Below are 13,381 nucleotides of genomic sequence, written 5' to 3'. Positions count from 1 at the left end.
GTCGAGGCAGCGATCGTCAACGCCGATGCGGCCAAATGGTTGCGCCCCGGATGGTTGCACCATTGTGATGAATTGTCGGCGTTGTGAACGCATCTCCCGCTCGCGAAAATGTCAGCGCTGCCGCTCGCTTTGCGGCACAAAGCGGCCTTGCTTACGCCGGGCGTCCCGTTAACGATGGCAATAAGGTTAGCTTTGCAGGCCGCTGGAACGAAAGCGCGATTGCAGGCATAATGCACGCCGGGGGACGGAGAGCCGCGGCGCCTAGTATGAACAGGCCGGAGGCCACGAGTCAGATGCGTTCGTTTTTTATTGCTTTCACCTCCCTGATGCTTTTGAGCGCGGGCGCCGCGCAGGCCAAGGTCGACATCACCGTCGACAAGGACAATCAGCAGATGACCGTCGCCGTCGACGGCGTCGCGCGCTACCACTGGCCGGTGTCGACAGGCATCCCCTCGCGGGAGACGCCGAACGGCGCGTTCCGCGCCTTCCGCATGGAAGAGGATCACTATTCCAAGGAATTCGACGACGCGCCGATGCCGCACGCGATCTTCTTCACCAAGGTTGGGCACGCCATCCACGGCACCGACTCGGTCGGCCGGCTCGGCACGCCCGCCTCGCATGGCTGCGTGCGGCTGTCGCGCCAGAATGCCACCACGCTCTACGCGCTAGTGCAGCAGCAGGGCGTGCTCAACACCACGGTAACGCTGACCGGCTCGGCGCAGGTGGCGCTCGCCCGCAATCCGCGTGGCCGCACTCCCACGGCAGTGGCCCGCGCGCCGCAGCCCGCCGAAGAGCAGTACGCCACATCAGGCGATCCCGTGAACCTGACGCCTCAGGCCGCACCTGCCCGCCGCTACATGCCGCAAGACGACAACTACATCTATCCGGCCGACGGCAGCGACACCGGCGCGCGCTACCCCGCGCCGCGCGGTAACCGCCCGCTCTATGACGCACAGGTCTATCAGCCGCAGCCGCAGCAATACTACAATCAGGGCTACGGCCAGCAGGGCACCTACTATCAGCCGCAGCCCCGGCAGGTTTACCAACCGCGGGGCTATTACTACCAGAACTGACCTACTTGAACGCGCCGTTGCCGCGCCAGCGAATCAGGAAGCCGCTGCCGCGACGGGCGCTTGCCGCAATCGACCGCAGGAAATGGCGCCAGCCCGTGCACGGATTGGGCACCGGCCGACGCAAGGAAGCAACAGTCCACAACCTTCAACGCAGCGGCGTTCCGACCAAATTGACAACCAGGGGGTCGCCCCTATTGTCGTTCCCATTGTTTCTGGGACATGACATGACACGCGAGCAGATTTCGGATTTCTGCGTTACCGCCCTGGCAAATATCCTGCGAATTTCGAGCGACCGCGTCGATATCGGCACGAAATTCAGCCGCCTCGGCCTCGATTCGGCGATGCTGGTCTACCTGATGATGGAACTCGAGGAGAAGCTCGACCTCGAGCTATCGACGGACGACTTCTACGACCATCCGACCGTTGAGTCGTTGTCGCGGTTTCTCGCCGACAAGCGCGCAATCCGCCCCGCCGCCTGAGGGCGGTTGAAGTCGGCGCAACCCATGGAAACCTTCCGCTCGCTCGTGGCATTGCTGGCCTGGCGTGCGGCGGAGCAGGCCGACGACCGCGCCTATGTCTTCGTCTCCGATCGCGGGACGGAGGACGCTGTCCTCAGCTTTCGACAGCTGCACGATGCCGCGGGCGCGCTCGCGTCGCGACTGACCGTGGCCGCGCGTCCCGGCGATCGCGCCATCCTGGTGTTTCCGCCCGGCATCGAATTCATAGTGGCGTTCTTCGGCTGTCTGATGGCCGGCATCATCGCCGTGCCGATGATGATGCCGCGGCGAAACGGCGCGCGCGATGCCAGCGCCGCGATCCTCGCCAATTGCACGCCGGCGCTGGCGCTGACCAATTCGGCCGTCGCGCTCCGCGGTGATTTGCGGGCACGCTTCGCGCATGAGCACATCCGCTGGATCGAGGTCGATCTCGCCGCGGCCGTAGGTGAGACAATCGAACTACCCGAGCCGGCGCCGGACGACATCGCCTTCCTGCAATACACCTCCGGCTCGACGTCCGCGCCCAAAGGCGTGATGGTGAGCCACGCCAATCTGCTCGCTAATCTCGAGATGATCCGGCTCGCGCTCGGCAACACCCGGCAATCGACTTACGTCAATTGGGTGCCGCTCTATCACGACATGGGGCTGATCCTGAACGCGCTGCAAGCGCTCTATGTCGGCGCGACCTGCGCGCTGATGGCGCCGAATGCGTTCATGCAGCGGCCGCTCGGCTGGCTGCGCGCGATCGCGCATTATCGCGCGGAAGTGGCGTGCAGCCCGAATTTCGGCTTCGACCTCTGCGTCAGCCGCTATCGCGCCGACCCGATGGAGGGCATCGATCTGTCCTCGCTCAGGATCGCGCTGAACGGCGCAGAACCGGTGCATGCGGAAACCATCGAGCGGTTCACCCAGACATTCGCGCCGCACGGCTTCGATCCGCGCGCAATGTATCCCGCCTACGGAATGGCGGAAGCGACGCTCCTGATTTCCGGCGGACGCCGTGGCGGCGGTCATGTCACACGCAGCGTGAGCCGCACGGCGCTGCAGGCGCATGCGGCGCAGGCGCCTTCCGACGCCGAAGATACACAGGTCGCCGTCGGCTGCGGGCGCCCGCTCACCGGCGAACGGATCGCCATCGTGGACGCGGACAACCGCACGCGGCCCCCGGATCGCGTCGGTGAGATATGGGTGAGTGGGGCCAATATTGCCCGCGCCTATTGGCGCAACGACGAGGCGACGCGCGAGGGGCTCAATGCGCAGATTGCCGGCGAAGACGGAGCGTGGCTGCGCACCGGCGACCTCGGCTTCATCGACGTCACAGGCGAATTGTTCGTCACGGGACGAATCAAGGACCTCATCATCATCCGTGGCATCAACCATTATCCGCAGGACCTGGAGCGCACGGTGCAATCGCTCGATGGAGCTTTGCGCGAAAACTGCGGCGCGGCGTTCTCGGTGCCGGACGAGACCGGCGAAGAAATGCTCGTCATCGTCCAGGAAATCGAGCGCACCGCGCGCCACTCGATCGACACCGAAGCGATCAAGGGCCGAATTCGCGAGGCCGTCGCCGACAACCACGAACTCTTCGCGCGCCACATCGCGCTGATCAGGCCCGGCACGCTGCCGAAGACCACCAGCGGCAAGATCCAGCGCAAGCTGGCGCGCAAGCTCTGGCTCGATGGCGATTTCGAGCAGCTCGGCTGAGACCACTCAGAAATCGATCTTCGCGCGCTCCCCATCGCGCAGGCTCACGGCGATCCCCTGCTCGATCTTGCGCGCGAGGATTGGGCGATAGTGGATGAAGTCGGCAAAATTGGCGCGGTCGCGCGTGAGATCGTTGTCGACGCGATGGCTGATGAAATTGCTGCGCGGTCGGCCCGCGACCACTTTCTTCAGCGCGGCATCGCAGGCGCTGCGCTCCAGGGCGGCTTCCGTACCGGGCTTCGGCACGGTGGTCGCCAAGGTCGGCGGCACGATGATGACGACGGGCACATCGGCCGGCAATGCCCTGACGATATCTGCCAGCGCAGCGATCTCGGGAAATGTCGCCCGCATCTCGGCAGACGAGGCCGGCGCCGGATCCCTGGGCCAGCCGACTTCTTTGAATTGGCCCGGCGGCCAGATGTCCTCGTAGCTGACAAAGCCGTCAGGGTTCATCCGTGGTCGCCGGCCAAGGCCGATACTGATGCGTTGAAAGGCGTGCTCGATTGCCTGCCAGGAGATCAGCCGTGCGGCGTAGGTGACGACGCTTCTGTCATAGAGCCAGTCGGGAAACGGGACGCCGCCCTCCTCCTTCGCCCGTGCATGCGTGCACCAGCCAGGGTCGGTCACGATCACCAGTGCGCCGACCTCCCGGTGATTCCGCAGGAAGAAGTCCAGCACTGCGAGCTCCTGGCGGGGAAATGCACCGGTCATGTAGAGCTGCACGAACCGCAGGCCGGTTGCGCGCGACAATTCCGCCGGCTCGACCATCTGCGCCGTCGAATTGCCCAGGATCGCGGCATTGAAATCCGGATTCCGCGCGCGGCTCGCGGCCGTGATCTGGGTCAGACGATTATCGACGCCGTCGATACCGAGCAGGCCGAGCTTGCCGCTGTCATAGGGATCGACCGCCACCATCAGTGCGAGCACCAGCAGCGCAGCCCCGATCAGCGTGCCCAGACACGCAAGCAAGCTCCGGCCCCAGCCGGAGTCGGTCTCAGAACTTGAAGTAGACGAACTCATGGAGATCCCGACCACCCATGTGAAGCAGCAATGCGAATAGCCCAAGACCGAGCAGACCCGCGAGCCACGGATTGGGACGGCGCGTGAGCACCGCCACGATGTCCTGGCTCGCCGGCAGCAGGAAGGCGAACAGGGGCGCTGCGATTAGCGGCCACAAATGCTTTCCGCGCTCGAGCGGGAGCGGCGAAGCCAGTCCGGCGAAGACATGCCAGGCCGCCTCCACCGATCCCGCACGAAAGATCACGCCGGTCGCGAGCACGAACAGCACGGTAAGCGCCCAGCCGAGCCATGACGGGAACTCCGGGCCATAGCGACGCCACAGCGTGCAGGCGACCAGCGCAAGCCCGTGCAGCACGCCCCACAGCACGAAGGTCCAGCTCGCGCCGTGCCAGAGGCCACACAGCGCCATCGTGATCATCATCGCGCCGAAAAACTGCACCGGCAGCCAGCGCCGCGGCAGCAGGCGCAGATTGACCAGCGGATAAAACACGTAATCGCGCAGGAACAGCATCAGGGTGATGTGCCAGCGCTGCCAGAAATCCTGGATATTGGTCGAGCGCAGCGGCGCATCGAAATTGTACGGCAGCTGCACGCCGAACAGCAGGCCGAGGCCGATCGCGATGTCGGAATAGCCGGAGAAATCGAACAGGATCTGGAAGGAGAAGCAGAAGGCGAGCCAGGCGTCACCGCCCGCGAGCGGCCCGTTCGCGGCCTGCGCGTAGATGGGATCGAGCAGATGCGCGAGGCCGTCGGCGATCACGATTTTCTCGAACAGGCCGATCGCGATGAAGCAGGTGGCGATGCAGAACTGACGCTGCCAGCCCGGAACGTAGACCTGCCTGCCGAACTGATGCATCACCTCCGACCAGCGCGCCAGGGGGCCGGCGATCGCCTGCGGGAAGAAGGCGATGTAGAGCGCATAGCGGTCGAACGCATAGAGCGGCGCCCTGCCGCGCTTCAGGTCGACCAGATACATGATGTGATGGAAGGTGAAGAAGGAGATGCCGAGCGGCAGCCCGACGTCGAGCACCGGCAGCGTCGCACCGAGCACGAGACCCAGATTAGCGAGAACGAAGTTGGCGTATTTGAACAGCGCCAGCACCGCGAGATCGAGCCCGATCACCAGCGTCAGCAGCGCCGGCCATTTCACGCGCCCATAGGCAACCGAGGCGAGCCAGTTGATCGCGATCGAGCCGATCAGGAGCAGGATGAAGGACGGGCTGCCCCAGGCATAGAAGGCGAGCGACAGCGCGACCTGCACGCCGATACGCAAGCCCGGATAGGGATCGGCCAAGCGATAGATCAGCAGCGCCGCGGGCAGGAAGACCAGGAGAAAGGGATAGTCGTTGAACAGCATCGGTTCACAGCCGCGCCATCGCCGGCGTGAGCCGGCGGATGATGCTCAGCCCGTTTCGAGGTCGGGCGCAGCGTCACCCGGCTGCCGCAGCATGCGTCGCGCAATCTTCTCCTCGCTCGGCACCTTGACGTCCCAGGCCAGTCCCAGCGCTTCCAGCGCCCGGATGAAGACAAAGCCCGGATCGAACTCGAACCAGCGCAAGCCGAAGGCCGCGGAATAGGGAAAGGCGTGGTGGTTGTTGTGCCAGCCCTCGCCCCAGGCAAGCCAGGCCACCACGCCGAGATTGCGGCTGTTGTCGTCGCGGGTGACGAACGGCTGCGCGCCAAAGCTGTGCATGACGGAGTTGATGGCCGACATGGTCTGCTCGACCACGAACATGCGCACCACGCCGCCCCAGAGCAAGCCGGTCAGTGCGCCCCACGGGCTCATGGTGGCGAGGCCGCCGATCGCGGCCGGCAGCACCAGGCCGAGACCGACCCAACTGTAATAGTAGCTGTTGACGGCAACCAGCCTGCGATCCGCCATCAGGTCCGGGACATAGTGCGCAACATTGGGATAATCGTGCGCGATCATCCAGGTCAAATGCGCGTGCAGGAAGCCGCGCAGGCGGCCGAATGCGCCCTCGCCGTGCAGCCGCGGCGAATGCAGATCGCCGTCGTGATCGGACAATTCGTGGTGCCGGCGGTGCATTGCCGCCCAGGACAGCATGGGGCCGCGGCCGGCCATCGATCCCATCACGACCAGGATCGCACTCATCGCCGTGGAGGTCGCGAAGGCGCGGTGGGTGAAGAGCCGGTGATAGCCGACGGTAAGGCCGAGGCCGGTGACCAGCCAGAAGCCGACGAACAGGCCAAGCTCCATCGCGCCGATCGGGCGGTAGAACAGAAGGACCAGCGCCAGCAGCGTGCCGACGAAGGGCAAAACGTCGAAGATCATGAAATGCCGGCGCTGCATCCGGCGAAAATGCCGGCTGCGGATAATTCGATGATCGCGTTGCTGCTGCACGGGCGGGATTCCAGGGCACCGACTATGAGTACATACCCCCGCGGCGGCCGCAACCCAAGCCGCCGCCCAAGGTTTCAACAGCCAGGAAAGCCTATACAATAGGACGGACGCGCCAAACGCGTTGAAATATCGCCCCTTTCCCCTTGCCCCATGAGCCACCATGCCGTCACGTGCTGCGACGATCTTGACCGTACTGTCACTTCTCATTGCGGGACCGGCCATGGCATTTGATTCGGCTTTCGACCTCGAGGCCCATCGCGGCGGGCGGGCACTGCTGCCGGAAAACACGCTTCCGGCCTTCGCCAACGCGCTGTCGATCGGCGTGGACACGCTGGAGCTCGATGTCGGCATCACCGCCGACGGCGAAGTCGTCGTCTCGCATGAGCGCGGGCTCAATCCTGATATCACGCGGGATGCGAACGGCGCCTACGTCACGCCTCCCGGCACGCCCTTCGTGAAACTGCGGCTCGCCGACGTCAGGACCTATGACGTCGGCCAGATCCGGTCAGACAGCCCTTACGAAAAGCAATTCCCCGACCAGCGCGCCATGCCCGGGACCCGTATTCCGACCTTGAGCGAGCTGTTCGCGCTGGTGCGCAAATCCGGCAATACGCGCGTGCGCTTCAACGTCGAGACCAAGATCGATCCGAACCATCCGGACGAGACGCTCGATCCGCAATCTTTCGTCACCAAACTGCTCGGCGTGATCGAAGCCGAGAAATTCTCCGACCGCGTCATGATCCAGTCGTTCGACTGGCGGACCCTGCTGCTCGTCCAGCAGCGGGCACCAAAGATGCCGACGGTGTACCTGACGCTCCAGCGCGGCTCGGGCCAGACGGTGGCGCTGGACAAGGCGACCAATTGGACGGCGGGCTTCAGCCCGGCCGATCACGGCGGGTCGCTGCCGCGGACCATCAAGGCTGCGGGCGGCGCGGTCTGGTCACCCTATTTCGGCGATGTGACCGCGGCACTGATCGCCGAGGCCCATGCGCTCGGGCTGCGTGTCGTGGTCTGGACGGTCAACAAACCCGAAGACATGGCGCGCATGATCGAGATCGGCGTCGACGGGATCATCTCCGACAGGCCCGATTTGTTGCGGCAGGTCGCGGGCGAGAAGGCAATCGCGTTGCCCGCGGGGACGCCGGTGGAGCCGTAGAAGCGGGCCCTACTCCCCGTCCCGCAAGCGCCGGTACAGCGCGCCCAAAATGTTGGAGTAATCGTCGGTCCAGACCCGCACCCGGTCGTCGGCTTCGGTCTGCTCCCATGTTTTCGACGATGCGAGCCTGCCGACGTCGGCATCCTCGCGGGCGGAGATGACGACGTCGGTCGAGAAGATGTAGTCACCATCGCGCCCGGAATCCTCGTTGTAGACCCAGCTCTTGAGATCGTTGGCATCGGCGATACCGACCACGACCGTCTCGAGATCGAGGTGGCGGTTGGAGACGTGCATCACCACGGCGCCGTGCGGAGCGAGCTTGTCCTTGTAGATCTTCATCGCCTCTTCGGTCGCAAGATGGATCGGGATCGCATCCGACGAATAGGCATCGACGATGATGAGATCATAGGCACCGTCCGGCTCCTTCGCGAAGGTGAGGCGGGCATCGCCGATCACCGGCTTCAGGCCCGGCATGCAGCTCGAGATGTAGCGGAAATTCTTCGGATCGCTTGCCGCGTCGACCATGGACTGATCGATCTCGAAGAATGTCCAGCTCTCGCCGGGCTCGGCGGCGCAGGCGAGCGTGCCCGATCCGACGCCGATCGCCGCGACCTTCAGCGGCGCGCCCTTGCGCTCGCGCATCGCGGTCACGGCCTGACCGATGCCGCCGTCCTTGTGATAGTAGGTGATCGGCTCCGGCCGGCCGGTGACCGGCGTGCCGTCATTGTTGAGGAAGCGCTCGGCGCCGTGAATCGTGGTGCCGTGCATCAGCACGTGGAAATAGCCGCCGGGCGTCACCACGATCTTGTGCACGCCGAAGAAGCTGCGCACCGTGGTGACGCGGCCTTCGTCCGCCGGATAAACCCGGATCAACGCCAGCGCGAGCGCGACGGTGGCGAATATCTTCCAGCGGCCGGCGTTGACCGCCAGCGCCAGCAGCGCGGCGAGCACGCCGACGCCGCCGGCCATCCAGACCCGGTGATCCTCGAACCAGGTCGATAGCCCGCCCGTCGTGGTGGACGGCACAACGAGCACGACGGCGAGCGCGGCAAGCGCCAGCCAGTACCATTTGACGATGCCCGCCAGCCGCTCGTTCGCGGGCGGCCGGCACAGCGCGGCAAGCGCAACCAGGATCGGATATTCGGCGATCCAGGAGAATGTGAACGGCGCAAGGAGCCCTGCGAACAGGCCGCCGACCATGCCGCCGAACGATAGCGCGACATAGAATCCGGTGAGATATTTGGCGGCCGGCCGGGTTCGCGCCAATTCGCCGTGGCAGGCCATCGCGATGACGAAGAAGCACAATTGATGACCGCCGAGCGTCAGCAGCAGGTTCTGTTCGCCGCCGAACGCCAGCAGGAAGACGACGCCCGCGATCGCGACCGGCTGGAGCATCAGCATCCATTTGTGCGGCAGTAACGGCCGCGACTGGAACACCACCACCCAGGTCAGGAGATACAGCGACAGCGGCAGCACCCACAGCAGCGGCGCTGCCGCGACATCGGTCGAGATGTGCGCGGTGACGGCGATGAGCAGGCCGGACGGCACTCCGGCGAGGAATATCCAGCGCAGCCGCGTCATGAGACCGGGCGCCGGCGCATTCAAATCCTCGGTTCGCGCATCGACCATGGCCAGTTTCGGCGAGCGCAACAGCAGCACGCCGCAGGCGGCGATCAGGACGATCAGAATGCCGTAACCGCCGGTCCAGAGCCGGTTCTGCGTGTGCAGCGTGAACATCGGCTCCAGCAGGAACGGATAGGACAGCAGGGCGAGGAAGCTGCCGATGTTGGAGGACGCATAGAGGAAATAGGGATCGTGTCCGGCAGGATGCCCGGTGCGGACGAACCAGGCCTGCAGCAACGGATTGTTGGCGGCAAGCGCGAAGAACGGCAGCCCGATCGAGATCACGAACAGACCGAGCAGCCAGATCGCGTAGCCCGAAGCGGGCGGATCGCCATAGGCCGAGGCGATGCCGAGCGGCAACGTGACGAACGCCGTGATCAGCAGCAGGAGATGCACCACCACCGGAACGATGCGGTTCCTCACCTGCATCAACAAATGCGCATAGGCGTAGCCCGCCAGCAGCAGCGACTGGAAGAACACCATCGCCACCGACCACACCGCCGGCGAGCCGCCGAGCCGCGGCAGGACCATTTTCGTGAACAGCGGCTGCACCGAGAACAGCAACAGCGCGCTGACGAAGATCGCGGCGGTGTAGACCGTCAGCAGCAGCCGGTTGCGTGACGAGGACGGCTGCTCCGTGGCGGCGGGTTGCACGATCGAATCCATGGAAGCTCCAGCCCCGGCGGGCGCCGGGCGCGCGCAATGGAGCACAAGGCGCCTGAACGGGCAATAAAGGGTCTCGTGATGTTGCAGCGGGGAATGCTTGATATACAGATGTCCCGAGCCCGGTCGTTCAGACCATCCCGGAATGGGCGTGGAACAGCTGACCCCTTCATGATCGAAACCGACGTCATCATCATCGGCGCTGGCCATAACGGCCTCACCTGCGCGGCCTATCTCGCGATGGCCGGCTTGCGCGTGCGCGTGGTCGAGCGCCGCAAGGTGGTCGGCGGGGCCGCGGTCACGGAGGAATTTCATCCCGGCTTCCGCAATTCGGTCGCGGCCTACACCGTGAGCCTGCTCAATCCGCTGGTGATCCGTGACTTGAAGCTGGCCGAACAGGGCCTGCGCATCGTCGAACGGCGCGCGCAGAATTTTCTGCCCGCCCCCGACGGCAGCTATCTTCTCACCGGCGAGGGGCGGACGCAGGCGTCCGTCGCCCGGCTGAGCCCGCATGACGCAAATGCACTCGACGGGTTTTCGCGCGAACTGGAAGATATCGCCGACGTGCTTCGGCAATTCGTGCTGCGCGCGCCGCCAAACCTGCTCGATGGTTTCGGCACGGCCTCGATCCGCGAAGCCGTGAACGCATTCCAGAGCGCCAACATCCTGCGCGGGCTGTCGCTGGAGCAGAGCCGCAGCCTGCTCGATCTCTTCACCCGCTCGGCCGGCGAGATGCTGGACGAACGTTTCGAGCATGATCTGGTCAAGGCGCTGTTCGGCTTCGATGCCATCGTCGGCAATTATGCCAGCCCCTACGCCGCGGGCTCGGCCTATGTGATGCTGCATCACGCCTTCGGCGAGGTGAACGGCAAGAAGGGCGTCTGGGGTCACGCCATCGGCGGCATGGGTGCGATCACGCAGGCCATGGCGCGCGCCGCACGCGACCGCGGCGTTGTGATCGACACCGATGCAGGCGTGCGCGAGGTCATCGTCGAGCGCGATCGCGCGGTCGGCGTGGCGCTGGAGAACGGTACGACCATCCGCGCGAAATATGTCGCAGCCAACGTCAATCCGAAACTGCTCTACACGCGGCTGGTCGCCGCCGATGCGCTTCCCCAAGACTTCCTCGCCCGCATCCGGCACTGGAAGAACGGCTCCGGCACCTTCCGCATGAACGTGGCGCTGGACCGCCTGCCCTCCTTCACGGCGCTGCCGGGCGACGGCGATCATCTCACCTCCGGCATTATCCTGGCCCCTGATCTCGGCTACATGGACCGCGCCTTTTTCGATGCCCGCGCGCACGGCTGGAGCCGGGAGCCGGTCGTGGAAATGCTGATCCCCTCGACGCTCGACGACACGCTCGCGCCCGCAGGACACCACGTCGCAAGCCTGTTCTGCCAGCACGTCGCGCCGGAGCTTCCCGATGGGAAGTCGTGGGACGACCATCGCGACGAGGTTGCCGACCTCATGATCGCGACGGTGGACAAATACGCGCCGGGTTTTGCGACAAGCGTGCTCGGCCGCCAGATCCTGTCACCGCTCGACCTCGAACGGCAGTTCGGCCTTCTCGGCGGCGACATCTTCCACGGCGCGCTGACGCTGAACCAGCTGTTTTCGGCGCGGCCGATGCTGGGCCACGCCGATTATCGCGGGCCCGTGAAGGGCCTCTATCATTGCGGCTCCGGCGCCCACCCCGGCGGCGGCGTCACCGGCGCGCCTGGCCACAACGCCGCCCAGGCAATCCTGAGGGATCACCGGTCGTTGTTCGGAAGCCGTGGATAAGCCTGTGGATGGGCTGTGGACAGACTGTTGGCAAAGCTGTGAAAGGGCGGTGGGTTATGCCCCTTCAAAGCCTGCTACAAATCGGTGGAAAATCCGGGAATGAGCGGCGGGATAATCCGTGGACAAAGTCCGGACAAACCAGCGGGTAGCCTGTGGGCATTCTGTGAAAACCTCTCCCCAAAACGACTTCGCCCGCCAGGGGGCAATTCCCCCGGCGGGCGCGGCTCGAAAGCAGTGCTATGGAGAATTGCCCCGCCGGGAAATGGGAGGCGGAAATTACTTTAAGGAGCTGCTAATCGAAGTGAACTTGTCGTTCATGGTGGTGCCCAGTCCGTTCACGACGGTGATGATCGCCAGCGCGATGCCGGCTGCGATCAGGCCGTACTCGATTGCGGTTGCACCTGAATCGTCGGTCCAGAATTTCAAAATCATGCGCTTCAAGTCTCGCCTCCTTTTCCATTTCAAGCTGTGTGGGTTGCCCAACACCCGCAATTCTACGTGGCACAACCTGCGGTCGGGTTAACCTCATAAATGCAAGTTATTAGAAAAATCGGGAACAAAAGTTCCAAAAATTGAACCGGACGGAACCCTGAGATGCAGCCTGCCCCCACCCATCGCGCCAGTTTTTCGATCGGCAGCGAGATCGCTGCCAAGCGCATCGTCGACGTCCTCACCGAGGTTTTCTTCGAAGACGATGCGGCGGTCGCCGCCTTCGAGCAGCCGAACGGACAGTGGGACGTCGCGCTGCATTTCGCGCACGCACCGGACCGGGCGTGGCTGCGCGAACTCGTTGCAACATCAGCAGGAAATGAGATCGCGGACACGCTGGCCTTCGACACCGTCGAAGCCAGGGACTGGGTCAAGTCGAGCCTGGAAGATCTCGTCCCGGTGCCGGCCGGGCGCTTCGTCGTCCACGGCAACCATGACCGCGACCGCGTGGCGCCAAACAAGCTCGCCATCGAGATCGAGGCGGCTCTCGCCTTCGGCACTGGCCATCACGGCACCACACGCGGCTGTTTACTCCTGCTTGACCATGTCCTGAAACGCACCCGGCCCGGCCGCGTGCTCGACCTCGGCACCGGAACCGGCGTACTGGGAATTGCGGCGGCAAAGGCGCTGCATCGCGCGGTGCTAGCCTCCGACATCGACCCGGCCTCGGTCAAGGTGGCAGCCGAGAACGCCTTGTTGAACGAGGTGGGTCACCATGTGCGCGTGATCCGCGCCACCGGCTTCGCTGCAGCTGATTTCGGCAGATGCGGCCCGTTCGACCTGGTGCTGGCCAACATCCTTGCCAATCCGTTACGGCAATTGGCGGGCCCGATGACGCGACACCTCGCCCCTGGCGGGCGCGTCATCCTCTCCGGCCTGTTGACGCCCCAGGTCCCCGCCGTGATCGCCGCCTACCGCGCGCGCGGCCTCGTGCCTCTGAAGCACTTGCGGATCGAAGGATGGAGCAGCGTGTTGCTGCGGAAGATGGGGTGAGTACGGGTGTTGCCGTAGA

At 64.7% G+C, this 13,381-nt stretch carries 11 protein-coding genes; 6 read left to right on the top strand and 5 right to left on the bottom strand.

Annotation, left to right across the window (positions count from 1 at the left end; translation table 11 throughout):
* Positions 1-266: 266 nt before the first annotated feature.
* The 3 genes from RX329_RS11320 to RX329_RS11310 all read left to right on the top strand — a co-directional run bounded on the left by RX329_RS11320 (position 267) and on the right by RX329_RS11310 (position 3,274).
* Complete coding sequence (locus RX329_RS11320; protein WP_085361389.1) at positions 267-1,073, top strand: L,D-transpeptidase; 807 nt, start codon at positions 267-269, stop codon at positions 1,071-1,073.
* Positions 1,074-1,297: 224 nt separating this feature from the next.
* Positions 1,298-1,552 carry an acyl carrier protein gene (locus RX329_RS11315; RefSeq protein ID WP_317245876.1) on the top strand — a complete coding sequence of 85 codons (255 nt, stop codon included), beginning with the start codon at positions 1,298-1,300 and terminating at the stop codon, positions 1,550-1,552.
* A 24-nt stretch (positions 1,553-1,576) separates the two neighbouring features.
* On the top strand, positions 1,577-3,274 hold the full coding sequence (locus RX329_RS11310; protein ID WP_085385416.1) for a fatty acyl-AMP ligase: 1,698 nt from the start codon (positions 1,577-1,579) through the stop codon (positions 3,272-3,274).
* Positions 3,275-3,280: 6 nt separating this feature from the next.
* Here the strand turns inward: RX329_RS11310 and RX329_RS11305 are convergent, their stop codons facing one another.
* Genes RX329_RS11305 through RX329_RS11295 form a run of 3 tightly spaced genes read right to left on the bottom strand, consistent with a single transcriptional unit; the run spans position 3,281 to position 6,656 of the window.
* Complete coding sequence (locus tag RX329_RS11305; protein ID WP_244561298.1) at positions 3,281-4,243, bottom strand: hypothetical protein; 963 nt, start codon at positions 4,241-4,243, stop codon at positions 3,281-3,283.
* A gap of 25 nt (positions 4,244-4,268) precedes the next feature.
* Complete coding sequence (locus RX329_RS11300; protein ID WP_085395657.1) at positions 4,269-5,651, bottom strand: MBOAT family O-acyltransferase; 1,383 nt, start codon at positions 5,649-5,651, stop codon at positions 4,269-4,271.
* Positions 5,652-5,696: 45 nt separating this feature from the next.
* On the bottom strand, positions 5,697-6,656 hold the full coding sequence (locus tag RX329_RS11295; RefSeq protein WP_244561297.1) for an acyl-CoA desaturase: 960 nt from the start codon (positions 6,654-6,656) through the stop codon (positions 5,697-5,699).
* Between the two features lie 220 nt (positions 6,657-6,876).
* Here RX329_RS11295 and RX329_RS11290 point away from each other — a divergent pair, with 220 nt between their 5' ends.
* Positions 6,877-7,812, top strand: a complete 936-nt coding sequence (locus RX329_RS11290) for a glycerophosphodiester phosphodiesterase (protein ID WP_244561296.1) — start codon at positions 6,877-6,879, stop codon at positions 7,810-7,812.
* Positions 7,813-7,821: 9 nt separating this feature from the next.
* Here RX329_RS11290 and RX329_RS11285 read toward each other — a convergent pair whose 3' ends face one another.
* Positions 7,822-10,101, bottom strand: a complete 2,280-nt coding sequence (locus tag RX329_RS11285) for a spermidine synthase (RefSeq protein WP_018454256.1) — start codon at positions 10,099-10,101, stop codon at positions 7,822-7,824.
* Between the two features lie 168 nt (positions 10,102-10,269).
* Between RX329_RS11285 and RX329_RS11280 the strand changes: the two genes are divergently transcribed.
* Positions 10,270-11,880 carry a phytoene desaturase family protein gene (locus RX329_RS11280; protein ID WP_085385411.1) on the top strand — a complete coding sequence of 537 codons (1,611 nt, stop codon included), beginning with the start codon at positions 10,270-10,272 and terminating at the stop codon, positions 11,878-11,880.
* A 276-nt stretch (positions 11,881-12,156) separates the two neighbouring features.
* Here the strand turns inward: RX329_RS11280 and RX329_RS11275 are convergent, their stop codons facing one another.
* A complete protein-coding gene (locus tag RX329_RS11275; RefSeq protein ID WP_085395715.1) occupies positions 12,157-12,312 on the bottom strand; it encodes a Flp family type IVb pilin in 156 nt (51 codons plus the stop codon).
* 162 nt (positions 12,313-12,474) lie between these two features.
* On the opposite strand from RX329_RS11275, the gene RX329_RS11270 reads away from it, so the two are divergent.
* Entirely contained in the window at positions 12,475-13,362 is an 888-nt protein-coding gene (locus RX329_RS11270; RefSeq protein WP_085385410.1) for a 50S ribosomal protein L11 methyltransferase, read from the top strand.
* Positions 13,363-13,381 lie beyond the last annotated feature (19 nt).

Source organism: Bradyrhizobium sp. BWC-3-1, from assembly GCF_032917965.1.
GTDB lineage: Bacteria > Pseudomonadota > Alphaproteobacteria > Rhizobiales > Xanthobacteraceae > Bradyrhizobium > Bradyrhizobium canariense_D.
Note: the sequence above shows the minus strand (reverse complement) of the source record. Positions and strands in the feature narration are given on the sequence as shown.

Bases quoted from the DNA above. Each gene is read 5' to 3' on its own strand.
- RX329_RS11320 (WP_085361389.1), top strand. From the start codon at position 267: ATGAACAGGCCGGAGGCCACGAGTCAGATGCGTTCGTTTTTTATTGCT.
- RX329_RS11315 (WP_317245876.1), top strand. From the start codon at position 1,298: ATGACACGCGAGCAGATTTCGGATTTCTGCGTTACCGCCCTGGCAAAT.
- RX329_RS11310 (WP_085385416.1), top strand. From the start codon at position 1,577: ATGGAAACCTTCCGCTCGCTCGTGGCATTGCTGGCCTGGCGTGCGGCG.
- RX329_RS11300 (WP_085395657.1), bottom strand. From the start codon at position 5,651: ATGCTGTTCAACGACTATCCCTTTCTCCTGGTCTTCCTGCCCGCGGCG.
- RX329_RS11290 (WP_244561296.1), top strand. From the start codon at position 6,877: ATGGCATTTGATTCGGCTTTCGACCTCGAGGCCCATCGCGGCGGGCGG.
- RX329_RS11285 (WP_018454256.1), bottom strand. From the start codon at position 10,101: ATGGATTCGATCGTGCAACCCGCCGCCACGGAGCAGCCGTCCTCGTCA.
- RX329_RS11280 (WP_085385411.1), top strand. From the start codon at position 10,270: ATGATCGAAACCGACGTCATCATCATCGGCGCTGGCCATAACGGCCTC.
- RX329_RS11275 (WP_085395715.1), bottom strand. From the start codon at position 12,312: ATGATTTTGAAATTCTGGACCGACGATTCAGGTGCAACCGCAATCGAG.
- RX329_RS11270 (WP_085385410.1), top strand. From the start codon at position 12,475: ATGCAGCCTGCCCCCACCCATCGCGCCAGTTTTTCGATCGGCAGCGAG.